This window comes from Thalassobaculum salexigens DSM 19539, from assembly GCF_000423805.1.
In the GTDB taxonomy this organism is placed as follows: domain Bacteria; phylum Pseudomonadota; class Alphaproteobacteria; order Thalassobaculales; family Thalassobaculaceae; genus Thalassobaculum; species Thalassobaculum litoreum.
The window spans coordinates 564665-576070 of the sequence record NZ_KE384094.1 but is presented as its reverse complement, the minus strand read 5'-3'; the positions used below and the strand labels follow the sequence as shown (position 1 = coordinate 576070).

Annotated in this window: 12 protein-coding genes; 8 read left to right on the top strand and 4 right to left on the bottom strand. The window is 68.1% G+C overall.

The window, feature by feature from the left end; all coding sequences use genetic code 11:
• Window positions 1–17: 17 nt before the first annotated feature.
• Entirely contained in the window at window positions 18–446 is a 429-nt protein-coding gene (locus G578_RS0117865) for a hypothetical protein (protein WP_028795406.1), read from the bottom strand.
• Between the two features lie 147 nt (window positions 447–593).
• Between G578_RS0117865 and G578_RS0117860 the strand changes: the two genes are divergently transcribed.
• The 4 genes from G578_RS0117860 (at window position 594) to G578_RS0117845 (ending at window position 2033) form a co-directional block, all read left to right on the top strand.
• Window positions 594–830, top strand: coding sequence for a hypothetical protein (locus G578_RS0117860; protein ID WP_028795405.1), 237 nt, complete (start codon window positions 594–596; stop codon window positions 828–830).
• A gap of 24 nt (window positions 831–854) precedes the next feature.
• On the top strand, window positions 855–1097 hold the full coding sequence (locus tag G578_RS0117855) for a hypothetical protein (RefSeq protein ID WP_028795404.1): 243 nt from the start codon (window positions 855–857) through the stop codon (window positions 1095–1097).
• Between the two features lie 65 nt (window positions 1098–1162).
• Window positions 1163–1570 carry a hypothetical protein gene (locus tag G578_RS0117850; protein WP_169400879.1) on the top strand — a complete coding sequence of 136 codons (408 nt, stop codon included), beginning with the start codon at window positions 1163–1165 and terminating at the stop codon, window positions 1568–1570.
• 82 nt (window positions 1571–1652) lie between these two features.
• Window positions 1653–2033, top strand: coding sequence for a hypothetical protein (locus G578_RS0117845; RefSeq protein ID WP_028795402.1), 381 nt, complete (start codon window positions 1653–1655; stop codon window positions 2031–2033).
• A 42-nt stretch (window positions 2034–2075) separates the two neighbouring features.
• Here the strand turns inward: G578_RS0117845 and G578_RS26920 are convergent, their stop codons facing one another.
• A complete protein-coding gene (locus G578_RS26920; RefSeq protein ID WP_051244980.1) occupies window positions 2076–2948 on the bottom strand; it encodes an AAA family ATPase in 873 nt (290 codons plus the stop codon).
• A gap of 239 nt (window positions 2949–3187) precedes the next feature.
• Here G578_RS26920 and G578_RS26915 point away from each other — a divergent pair, with 239 nt between their 5' ends.
• The 4 genes from G578_RS26915 to G578_RS0117820 all read left to right on the top strand — a co-directional run bounded on the left by G578_RS26915 (window position 3188) and on the right by G578_RS0117820 (window position 9095).
• Window positions 3188–4144 carry a TauD/TfdA dioxygenase family protein gene (locus G578_RS26915; RefSeq protein WP_051244979.1) on the top strand — a complete coding sequence of 319 codons (957 nt, stop codon included), beginning with the start codon at window positions 3188–3190 and terminating at the stop codon, window positions 4142–4144.
• 50 nt (window positions 4145–4194) lie between these two features.
• On the top strand, window positions 4195–5355 hold the full coding sequence (locus tag G578_RS0117830; RefSeq protein ID WP_245565657.1) for an ABC transporter substrate binding protein: 1161 nt from the start codon (window positions 4195–4197) through the stop codon (window positions 5353–5355).
• Between the two features lie 132 nt (window positions 5356–5487).
• Entirely contained in the window at window positions 5488–6609 is a 1122-nt protein-coding gene (locus G578_RS0117825) for a tetratricopeptide repeat protein (RefSeq protein WP_156907378.1), read from the top strand.
• A gap of 89 nt (window positions 6610–6698) precedes the next feature.
• Window positions 6699–9095 (top strand): MFS transporter, encoded by a 2397-nt coding sequence (locus G578_RS0117820; protein WP_028795399.1) that lies wholly within the window; start codon window positions 6699–6701, stop codon window positions 9093–9095.
• A 6-nt stretch (window positions 9096–9101) separates the two neighbouring features.
• Here G578_RS0117820 and G578_RS0117815 read toward each other — a convergent pair whose 3' ends face one another.
• Both G578_RS0117815 and G578_RS28625 read right to left on the bottom strand, forming a co-directional pair.
• The gene (locus G578_RS0117815; RefSeq protein ID WP_028795398.1) at window positions 9102–10262 is read right to left on the bottom strand and encodes a homocitrate synthase/isopropylmalate synthase family protein; all 1161 of its coding nucleotides are present in this window, start codon (window positions 10260–10262) and stop codon (window positions 9102–9104) included.
• 122 nt (window positions 10263–10384) lie between these two features.
• Complete coding sequence (locus G578_RS28625; protein WP_156907377.1) at window positions 10385–11365, bottom strand: hypothetical protein; 981 nt, start codon at window positions 11363–11365, stop codon at window positions 10385–10387.
• Window positions 11366–11406 lie beyond the last annotated feature (41 nt).

Below are 11406 nucleotides of genomic sequence, written 5' to 3'. Positions count from 1 at the left end.
GGGGACTGTACGCTGTTCTATGGGAACGAACGGAACGGCCGTCGGTCGTCCAGCACGTCGGCGCTTTCGGCCGGGGGGCGCCGTGCCAGGATCATGGTCTCCAACTGATGGTACAGCGCGTAGAACGGGCGGTTGTCAATAAAGCTGAGCATGTGGACGTTGCCGAGGATGGCGTCGTGCAGGATCGAGCCGGTCAGTTGCGCGCATCCGGCGAAGCGCACGACGAAGAGCGGCGGCAGCAGCATCGAGGCGCTGAGCCCGAGTTCGGTGATCTCGGCCAGCTCGATCCGGCTCTTGCGGATCGGATGCGAGCGGAACACCAGCTCATGGACGTCGCAGATGAACTGGCTGCGGTCGATCGACAGGTAGGTCTCGTAGAGCGTGAGGGTGCTGAACGCGCCGGAACACTGCGCGATGGCCTTCTCGACGACGGCGCTGTGCTCCATGGCGGGCTTCCGAACTGGCATCAGGGGGCGACCGTCGGCGACGGTATAGGACCCCGACAGCGGTTTGCAATCATCGCCGTCTGTTGCCTCAAATGCCCAGGATCGATAGGATCGCCTCCTGGCCTTTTCAAGACCTGCGAGCGTAGTATGGAATTTCTGCTCACGGCGACGACGACGTTCGCAGGAACCCTGCTGGCCCTCGGATTCATCGAGGTGTCCGCGGAGAACCTGGCGATCTGGAACAGCGAACATGTTTCCGGATACTTCTGGAACATCGAGTCGGATCCCGAGGGCAGCGAAGCGGAGCGGCTGGCGTTCGAGATGACCGGCACGCCGCTGGCGCGCACCGATATGGAACTCTGCCGCATCATCGACGGGAATTGAGGGCGCGGTGGAAGGAACGGGATCATGACTTTCGTCGCGACAGTCTCTGGTTTTCTGGCGGCCCAGTTCGTCGCCGCGCTCTACTCGGAACAGTTCGCCGAGTGGTGGATGTACGGCTACGAGCGCGGCTTCTACGCCGAGGTTGCGGCACCCGAGACGGTAACGCCCGGCCAGCTCACGCTGGGCGACAAGGAACTGATCACGAACTACTGCTCGGCCGCGGAGACCGAACACGTGTCGGCGCTGCGGGCGGAACTCGGCGGATGAGGTAGACACCGCCACCCGGCGGGTCCGGGGGACGGCGGACAATCGGGATTGCCATGGGGGGTATGGTGCGACTGGATTTCTTCAAGACGATCGTGGTGGCGCTTGCGGCGGTCTGCCTTATGGCGACGCCGGTGATGGCGCAGCAGGCCGGTTCGGCCACCCTGGATCAGGGTGTGCCGTCGCCGGCCATCGTCCAGTCGCTGGGCGATGCCCGCGACGAGGCCCACACAATCAGCTCGGTATCCGCTGCCCTGCTTGGCGCGGCGGCCGGCGCGCTCGCCCTGAACGTGATCACGGGCGGAGCGGCTCTGACGCCGATCATCGGCCTGCCGGCCTCCAACATCCTCGGCGGAACCTGGATGGCGGCAACCGGCTCGCTGCCGCTGGCCGGCGAGATGGCCGTGCATACCGTCACCGCGGCGACGGTGGCCTTCGGCGGTGCCCTGATGGGTATGTATTTCGTCAGCGAGTGACACCGATGGCGGCCGTTCCGGCCGCAACACGAACAAGACGTTCACGCCTTCCCGGTAAAAGGGACCCACAGGGAGAAATGCTATGACAAAACTGTTCAAGCTCGCGCAAGGCCTGGTGATAGCCCTCGGGCTTGTCTTCGTCGTCGCGACCACCGGCGCCAAGGCCCAGACCGTCCAGCCGATCGTGCCGGAAGCCGCCCAGGCGTCCAGCTTCGACGCCTATCGCGCGGTCGCCATCACCGCCGGCGTGGTCGGCGGTGCGGTCGTCGCCACCATCGTCACCGACGGCCTGATCCTGCCGGTATACGGCACGTTGACCGGCTCGAGCATCGGTGCGCTGGGCCAGGGCAACGCGTTCGCGTTGATTCACACCCAGGGTTACGCGCTGTTCCGCGGCAGCATGCGCCTGCTTGGCGCCGTCAGCGGTGGCCTCTACGCCGACGCCTGGTACACCGGCGAGTAAGACCCGCGATCCCGGCCACGGCCGGGAACAGACCTCCGGCGATCAGCCCGCGTCCATGAGCCGCGCGCTGATCGCCGACACGACATCTGCGACAGGGTTCTCGGCGGTATCGACGATCACGGTACGGCCCGGTGCCCGGTCCTGCAGCACCGCGATCGCCGGTCCCGTGTCGTAGTACCGGGATTCTTCGACCACGATGGCGGCCGCCGAGGCGACGGCCGCCGGATCAGCGCCGGCGTCGGAGAGCAGCCGCGCCAGACGCAGCATCGTCTCCTCCTGCATCAGCGTGCCGACCTCATGCTCGCGAAGCGCCCGCAGGTAGTCCGCCGCCCCGCCCGGATCCTCCGTCATGTCGCCGCCGTCCAGGGACGCGCGGTCGAACGGATCGCCGCGCAGGCTGAGCCGGGCCACCCGGACCTCGGGCGGCGCCTCCAGCACGGCGAAGACGGCATTGGGCAGGCGTGCCGCCGCCGCCACCTCCGCCGGGCCGCGTACCCCGTCGAACACCAGCCAGCCCCCGGCAAGCCAGCCCTCCGCCGCGTCCCGGTCGACGGTCAGACGCTCCAGGACGTCGCCCATGCCGCCCGGATGCGCATCGCGGAACGCCGCGGTCAGCCGGAACCGCTCGATCCGATCGGTCACCGGGCGGTCGGGATTTCCGGTCATCGCCGGCAGGATGATCCGATCGGTGACGGCGCGACGGTCCGGCAGCACGGCCCGGACGGCACCGGTCTCGGCGAGCGCGGTCACGGTGGCGGACTTTCCCGAACCGGTGAGGCCGACGAAAATCACCAGCCGTGCCGTCGCCAGGGCCTGTCGCCCGGCGGGCGCCGTGCCCGGGGGGAGCGTGAAATCGACCGCGACATCCTCGGCGCTGAGCCAGGTGACCGGATCGGTGGAAATTCGAGGCGGCATGGCCGCTCCCTGATTGATCGGGGCGTCGTCGGACGGATTTTCGGCGGCTCGCGGTCACTTACCCCCGCGACCGCCGAGCCGCGATCGTGGTAGAACGCTCCGTGGAAACCGGCGCAGTGAGTCCGGCGCAACGAATTGCGCGTAGTGAATCACTCTTGGTCCGCCGGTGCAATTGCGCGCGCAGGCAGTTCCGATTTGCGCGATCGGGGAAGCCGGGCTGACCCGGCGGGAGGTCATTGATGCAGGCAGAAGCTATCCGGACCGAAACGGCCGACGGCGTCGGGATCGAGGCGGTGCCGCTGACCCCGTTCCTGGGCGCGGAGATCACCGGCCTCGATCTGTCGCGGGACGTCACGCCGGAACAGGCGGCGCGGGTCCGCGAACTGTTCTTCCGCCATCAGGTGATCGCCGTCCGCGGCCAGGACATAGCGCCGGAGGGGTTCATCCGCTTCGCCGAGATCTTCGGGCCGATCGAGCCGTTCTTCATCAGCTCCTATAACCATCCGGAGCATCCGCAGATCTACGTTCTGTCGAACGTGCGCAAGGACGGCAAGCCGATCGGCCGCGACGGCGCCGGAACCCACTGGCACAGCGACAGCACCTTCGTGGAGAAGCCGAGCAGCGTGACCCTGCTGCACGGGGTCGAGGTGCCGGCGCGCGGCGGCGACACCTTGTTCGCCAACATGTACGACGCCTATGACCGGCTCGACGCGGAGACCAAGGCGCTGATCGACGGCCGCCGGGCGATCCACCGCTACCAGCGCAAGGAGTTCGTGTTCTCCGGCGACCGCGAGCTGACCGCCGAGGAGAAGGCGGAGATCGAGGAGCTGAAGCGCAAACGCCTCGCCGAGGAGGCCGCGGCCGGGCCGTCGCCGACCGCGGAGAAGAGCAACAAGGTGCCCGAGCAGCGCCACCCGGTCGCCCGCACCCATCCGGTGACCGGCCGTAAGGCGCTGTACCTGAACGACGAGATGATGGTGGGGATCGAGGGCCTGGACGATTCTGTCGCGGTGCCGCTGCTGCGCCGCCTGTGCGAGGAGGCGACGACGCCCGACCGGGTGCTGCGCTTCAAGTGGCGCAAGGGTGATCTGGTGGCCTGGGACAACGCCTCGATCATCCATTCCGCGACCTTCACGCCGCCGGACCAGGCGCGGATCATGCACCGTCTGACGGTCGAGGGCGGCGTGCCCGTTTGAAACGCCCTGCGGTGATGCTGCGAGCCAGCGGTGATGGTACGAGTGTGACCATGATCATTCGGGTGCTCCTCGTTCTGGCGTTTGGGCTTGCCGCCGATCCCACGGCGGCGGCGGCGCGCCCCGTGCTGGACTGGGTCGTCTATGACGACGCCACGCTGGACAGCTACAGCGTCGATACCGATGCCGGCGATACCGCCCGCCACGTGGCCGTGCCCCGGGACGGGGCCGAGGGCGCCAAGCGGGTGATGCTTCTGATCCCCAGCCGCTCGGTCGAGGCCTATACCCTGGCCGTCAACACCATCCTGCAGGTCTTCGCCCGGCGTCAGGTGCCGGCCCGGTTCGACATCTGGTACTACGACAACGACGAGACCGTGGCGCTGGAGGCGCTGCGCTGGTCCTATGACCAGCCGGTGGATCTGATCATGTCGGCCGGCTCGTCGGCCACCTCGTTCCTGCGGGCGCATCACAGCGGCCACGCGATCCCGGCGGTGACCAGCGCGTCGAAGGATCCGATCGCCTCGGGGCATCTGAGCGACCCGTCGGGCAGCGGCACCAACATCGCCTATACCTCGATCAACGTTGAGACCGGGACGCTTGTCGCCTATCTGCGGCGGCTGATCCCCGATCTGAACACGATCGGGCTGATCTATTCGGAGAACAACGACAGCGCGGTCCTGACTCAGGTGAACCCGCTCAAGGCGGCGGCCGACAGGCACGGGCTCACCATCATCGACGTCACGGTGACCGAGCGCGGTTCGGCCGAGCAGGAGCTCGAAGAGGGGTTGCCGAAGGCGCTGGAGCGGATCCGAAGGCTGGATCCCGACTTCCAGAAGAGCATCCTGCTGGTCACCGGCTCGACCGCAGCCTATGAACGCATTGCCCAGATCAACCGCCATGCGGGCCGTCTGCCGGTGGTCTCCATGCTGCCGGACATCGTGCGCGCCGGCGAGGAGTCGGCGCTGCTGTCCATCGGCGTGAATCTGACGAGCGCGCTGACGCTGGCCGCGGTCTATGCGGTGGATGTGGCGACAGGGGACGCGCGGCCGGGCGACTTGCCGGTCGGCACGGTGGCGCCGCCGGATCTGGCGATCAACTTCCTGATCGCCGACCGGATCGGGGTGAAGATTCCATTCTCTTTTCTGGAGTCTTCCACCTTCGTATACGATCGAGAGGGACGCCAGGTGGTGGCTTTCGGCCAGCGGGTGTTCTGACGGACCGGGACCGGAGGGTCACGGGTTTAGGGGGCGGGTTCCGCTGCGGTGGCGGAGCGCGTGGAGTGGTCGGCTGAACGTGAATCCCGAGAACGGGTCGCGCCGGCCGAGGCGACGAGGAGGATGCGCGCGGTGTTGGACAATATCCTGACGATTCCGGCCCTGGCGGTCGGTGCGTTCTTTGCGGTTTCATATTTCATCAGTCCGGACACCATCGTGATCCAGAACATCTCGGTGCCGCCGAGCCTGGAGGATCAGGGGTATTCGGGCGCTGTCGCCACCACGATGCTGTCGGACAGCATCGCCCGGATCAGCGACGCCGCGGGCACCAACCGCGGCGCCTATGTTGCCGAGGAGACGGCCCAGGCGAAATCGGTCGAGGCCCTGAGCGACTGGTTCGGTCTGGCCCAGCCGATCCGCGCCACCCAGGTGGCGCTCGGCTTCCTGCCCTATTCCTTCTCCGGCGAGTTCGTCGAGGAGGGCGAGAACCTCGTGCTGCGGATCCGGGGCCAGTCCTCGGAATACTGGCACTTCCTGATGGAGAAGCGCGGTTCGAAGGATGACATCCCCAGCCTCGTCAGTGCCGCGGCAATCGATCTTCTGAAGGAACTCGATCCGTATCTGATCGCCGTCTATCACTTCCGCGACGAGATCCCGTCCCGCGATTTCACCAAGACCAAGGAAGCGATCACCCACGCCCTGGTGCATGCGCCCCGCAAGAACCTGCCCTGGGTCTATGCCCTGTGGGCCCATGTTCTGTACTTCGAGGGCGACCTGGAAGGGTCGATCATGAAGAACCGGCAGGCGCTCGCCCTCGATCCCACCTTCCCTCGCCCGATGATGCGCTGGGGTGAGGCGCTGCAGACCATGGGGATGCACGAGGAGGCGATCGGCCGGTTCGAGAAGACCCTGGAGATCGATCCGCACTATCCCGAGGCCGTGGTGTACTGGGCGAACTCGCTGATCGCCCAGGGCAAGATCAAGGAGGCGGGTCTTAAGTTCCGCGAGGCCTACGACATGGCCCCGGACTTCCCGCGCGTCGTTCACGCCTACGGCATGTACCACGCCGAACACGGCAACAAGGTCAAGGCCGCCGACATCCTGCGGCGGGCGGTCGAGCTGGATGACGGGCACAACGAGAAGTTCGTGCGCGACCTGCGCAAGGTCCAGCTCATGATCGAACCGCGGTTGAAGGATATCGAGACCGACACGGGGGCTTCCGCGGCTGCCGCCGCGGCCGCCCCGAAGGGGTGAGCGGGCGGCGCCTGCCCATCCCCTGAAGCCTTCCAAATGACGCCCGGCCCGGGGTGTCGAGGGGGCGACGCCCCAGGCCGGAGACCGGAATGAACCGATTCACTGCGATCCTCCCCGGCATTGCGCTGATGGGGCTCAGCCTGCTCATGTTCGCCTATGTGGGCTATGGCGAGGCCACCCGGGTCTATACCGGCATGCGCATCGACCGGGTGGTCCAGCTCGGCGCGACGCTGCAGCATACCCTCAACCAGTTCGCCCAGAGCGGTCTGCCGCTCGACCAGTTCACCGGCTTCGATCGGCGGGCCGAGCAACTGGGCGACGTCGATACCTCGATCCATACGGTGGCGCTGACCGGAGTCCGGGGCGCCACCGTCGCCTGCGTCATGGTTCACGAGCATCCGGAAACGGAGGATTGCGCGGGGGAATTCGACGTCCACGTGTCGGCCTTCCACGATCATGCAGACGGGGAAGGGGGCGAGGTCGCCTCGGTCGACAACGCCAAGATCCTGCGCCTGCCGGTCACGGACAAGTTCGGACCGGTCGGCTTCCTGATGCTGCATGTGGACGGCCCGACCATCCGCGGCACCATCGACGACGCCTTCCTGCCGGTGTTCCTCACCGCCGCGGGCCTGTTCCTGGCCTTCGCCGCGATGCAGACGGTCGTGGTGCTGCGTGGGGCGGAGGCGGCGCGGCGCTGGCTGCGGCCGACCTTCACAGCGGTGATGGTCGTGATGGTGGCGGTGCTGGTCGTGGTGATGTTCCAGCTCTACCGCAAGGGCGTGGAGGGCCAGGCCGAGGGGCTGGCGCGGTCGATGGCCGCGCGGCTGACGGCGGTCACCGAGATCGGCATTCCAATCGACGCGCTGAGCGGGATCCGAGAGGCGTTGGTCGACTACCGTCGGATCAACCCGCAGATCGCGGCCATCACGCTGACCGAGCGCGACAAGGTCCTGAACCGGATCACCGACCAGGAGCATGCAGGCGACAGCACCGGCGAGGGAACGGTCTCGTTCTCGCAGCCGATCGATGCCGATCAGCAACTGGTCCTGACCGCGGAGCTGCCGTTCTCCGTGGTGATCGAGGCCATGGGGGCCGGCGGGCGGAACTTCGCCGCCCTGTTCTTCGGCTGCATGCTCTTCGCGACGATCTTCTTCCGGGCGGTGCGGGCCGGCGGGTACGGCGCGCGTGCGGACAGGATCACCGGCACGGCCGGGCTGGCGGTGCTGCAGCCGGCCTATTTCCTCGGCATCCTGGCGGATTCCCTGGTGCTGACCGTGCTGCCGGAGATCAGCCATGAACGGGTCGTGTCCGAGGGCCTGTCGGGCGGCTTCGTGTCGCTGCCGTTCAGCTTGTTCTTCATCGGGCTGACCGCCGCCCTGATCCCCGCCTCGATCCTGACCGAGCGGATCGACCTGCGCGCCCTGTTCGTGGGCGGTGCCGCGGCGGTGGCGGGCGGGCTGTTCCTGGTCGGTGGCGTGGAGTCGTTCTGGGCGCTGTGCATGGGTCGGACGCTCGGCGGCGTCGGTCAGGGCATTCTGCTCGTCGCGGTACAGGCCTATGCCTTCGAGATCGTCTCGTCGGAGGAGCGGGTGCGGGCGGCGGCGGCCCAGGTGCTGGGCTATAACGGCGGCCTGATCGTCGGCACCGGCATCGGCGGGCTGCTGGCGGTGTTCATGCCGGACGCCACGTTCGTCATGCTGGCCGGCCTGGTGGCGGTGGTATCGCTGCTCTACATCCGCTTCGTGCTGCCGTCCCTGCGGAAGGACCAGGAGCCGCAGCCGATCCGGTTGTTCGGCGACCTGAAGCGGGTGCTTGTCTTCCCGGACTTCCTCGCCCTGCTGACCATGATCGGTGTGACCTCGAAATTCGCCCTGGCCGGGGTGGCGATCTTCGCCATGCCCCTGGTGCTGCACCGGTCGGGCTACGGCGACGACGAGGTCGGTCAGGCGCTGATGGTCTTTGCCATCGTCACCTATCTGGTGACCGCCATCGCCCCCCGGCTGGTCAAGCTGATCGGCTCGACCGACCGGGCTCTGGTGGTTGGGATGATCGCCCTGGCGCTGGGCATGGCCGGGCTGGGTCTGGTCACCGGGGTCAGCGGCGGCGCCATGCCGCAGTGGCTCATCGTGCTTGCCGTCGACGTCCAGACGGCACTGGAGGCGATCCCGCTGTCGGTGGCGAGCGGTGCGGCCATCGGCCTGTCCGTGGCGCTGCTGGGGGTCGGCCAGGGGCTGATCGCCGCCCCAATCATCGCCCGCGTCGCCGCCGGCGGGGCGGCCGGGGCCGTGGGCCGCGACCGCACCATCGCCGTCTACCGGATCCTGGAGCGGATCGGTCACATCTCGGGTCCGGCCCTGGTCGGCCTGCTGCTGGTCGCCGCCTCCGACAATCCAGCCGCCCTGGCGGTACTGGGGATCGGATACGCGGTGGTGGCGTTGCTCTATGGTCTGGCCAGCTTCGCCATGCGCCAGCGTGCGCCGGCCTGACGCAGCTCAGTTTCCGGCGGCCAGACCGCCTTCCCGGGCGGCGTCGGCGATCAGCGCATCGACCGTCTCGATCGACAGGTCGCCGCCGTCGCCGGCTTCCTTGACTCGGCGGGTGACCGCCTTGAGCACGGCCAGCGGCAGGCTGTAGCCGAGCGCCTCGGAGCGCACGCGGATTGCGTTCCAGCCGGTCAGCCGATGGCCGATGGAGATCTGCCGGTCCAGACCGAAATCCGCCGGGTCCAGGGCCTCGTAGGCGCGCGGATCGTTGTACACCGCCTTGGTGTGCAGGCCGGCCTTGTGGCTGAACGCGGTCTCGCCGACCAGCACGTCGTTGAATGGCACCTCCACTCCGGCCAGCGCGGCCACCCGGTGGCACAGGGCGGGCAGGGTCGGCAGGTCGAACCGGGACCGGGTGGTCTCCGGGTCGGCGGCGTAGAGCACGGCGATCAGACCCTCCAGGGAGGTGATGCCGTTGCGCTCGCCGATGCCGAGCACGGTGGTGTTGATATAGCCGGCGCCGGCCATGGCGGCGGCATGGGCATTGGCGATGGCGCAGCCGATGTCGTTATGGCCGTGGAACTCAACCGGCGTGCCGGTCAGCCGCGAGACCAGACCGACCACTTCCGACACCCTGTCGGGCGTGGCGGCACCGGTGGTGTCGGCGATGCCCAGCCGGTCGAACAGCTTCAGCTCCGACAGCGGCAGATAGACGTTCAGCAGGTCGTTCAGCGGGCAGCGGAAGGCGTCCTCGCTGGAAAACCGGAGGATGACGTCGGGCGCGCGCTTGCGGACATATTCGCCGATCTCGGCGGCGGTCCGGACCACCTCGGGGATCGCCTGACCGTGGCTGGCGCGGCGCAGGATCGGCGAGATCGCCATGACCATGTTGAGGGCGCCGACCCCGCTGTCGAGGGCGATGTCCACGTCGTCGCGGTGACAGCGGATATGCGCGGCCACGGTCACCGGCAGGTTGGCCCCGGCGATCCGCGCGGCGTCGTCGCGCGAGCGCGGGCTGGCCGCCGGCGAGGTCACCTCCAGAAAGGTGATGCCGAACTCGCTCAGCGCATGGGCCAGTTCCAGCTTGGCGTCGGAGGAGAAATCAGCGCGCGCGAATTGCTCACCTTCGCGCAGCGTGGTGTCGATGATCGTGACGTTCTCGAGAGGCACGGAACCCTCTTGGGCCGGAGAGCGGGAGTAGGGCGAAGCCTACTCGAACCGGGTTGAAATGTCGCGGAGTTCCCTCGCGCCGCGTCGGTCTTCCGACGGGGTGGTCCGGGAGCAGAGAAGCCTCACGGCGGCCCGTCGAGATTCCATGGCTTTGTCGGTTCGCTCCCCCTGAAATGCGCGATGATCGCGTCCCGGCGGGCACGGCAGGCGGCGAGATACGCCGGATCGCGATACCTGCCCTGCGCGCGCGCCTGCTCGACCATGGCGACCGGATCGCCTTCGGCACGGATCAGCGCATCGGTGCTGGTGCTCTTGATCTGATAGAGCGCGCGGACCCGGTCGTCCGGCGGCGGCGCGAGCGCGGACAGAAACCGCAGGGCGGGCATCATCCGCTGGCGCCGGATCAGCGTGGTGACCTGCCCGGAGCCCGGCTCGATCCAGGCCGCACCGGTCTCGGACACGCAGATCATCGGGTAATACGGGGCCAGGGCCGGAAAGACCGTGTTGCGGTAGATCTCCACGCCCCAGTAGCGCCGGGCGATGGTCGCGAAATGCGCTAGGCTGGCCACCGGCACCATCCCGGCGGACTCCATCGGCAGGATCTCGATCTTCGGCTTGGTGACGGTCACCGTGTCGTTGGCCACATCGACATAGAGCGGGCCGAGCTGGATGGCGTTCTGGAAGTAGGACTCGCGCAGAACGCCCCAGATCTTCCCGCCGACCCCACCCTCGGCGATAAAGCCGTGCAAGGCGCGGGTAACGGCGGAGTCGGGCTGCTGGATCCGCGAGACCAGGGCGGCGAAGACGGCGTCGCGGATCTCCAGGCAGCGGCCCAGGGGGTAGAGCTTGCCGGCGAAGCTCGGGAGCCGCGGGGCCAGTTCCTCGTCGGCCTGCAACCGAAGCTCCTGGAGCAGAGCGTGGAGCCCGTCGAGATCGCCGAGATAGGTCCGGGCGAGCCGCCGCTGCCGGGCGCCGGGAGGTATCGGCTGCCGGGGCAGGTGCGGGGAGTCCGCGCCGTCTCCGGGTTCCAGCCAGACCGGCGGTGCCCAGGGCCGCGTGGCCGCGACCGCGGTCCAGGCAGGGTCGCAAAGCGCGTCCGTCATCGCCTGAAAGACCGCCCCGGCCCGGCGCGGTCGGCCGACGG

Excerpts from the sequence above, each read along its gene's own strand:
- G578_RS0117865 (WP_028795406.1), bottom strand. The coding sequence starts at position 446 with ATGGAGCACAGCGCCGTCGTCGAGAAGGCCATCGCGCAGTGTTCCGGC.
- G578_RS0117860 (WP_028795405.1), top strand. The coding sequence starts at position 594 with ATGGAATTTCTGCTCACGGCGACGACGACGTTCGCAGGAACCCTGCTG.
- G578_RS0117855 (WP_028795404.1), top strand. The coding sequence starts at position 855 with ATGACTTTCGTCGCGACAGTCTCTGGTTTTCTGGCGGCCCAGTTCGTC.
- G578_RS0117845 (WP_028795402.1), top strand. The coding sequence starts at position 1,653 with ATGACAAAACTGTTCAAGCTCGCGCAAGGCCTGGTGATAGCCCTCGGG.
- G578_RS26920 (WP_051244980.1), bottom strand. The coding sequence starts at position 2,948 with ATGCCGCCTCGAATTTCCACCGATCCGGTCACCTGGCTCAGCGCCGAG.
- G578_RS26915 (WP_051244979.1), top strand. The coding sequence starts at position 3,188 with ATGCAGGCAGAAGCTATCCGGACCGAAACGGCCGACGGCGTCGGGATC.
- G578_RS0117830 (WP_245565657.1), top strand. The coding sequence starts at position 4,195 with ATGATCATTCGGGTGCTCCTCGTTCTGGCGTTTGGGCTTGCCGCCGAT.
- G578_RS0117820 (WP_028795399.1), top strand. The coding sequence starts at position 6,699 with ATGAACCGATTCACTGCGATCCTCCCCGGCATTGCGCTGATGGGGCTC.
- G578_RS28625 (WP_156907377.1), bottom strand. The coding sequence starts at position 11,365 with ATGACGGACGCGCTTTGCGACCCTGCCTGGACCGCGGTCGCGGCCACG.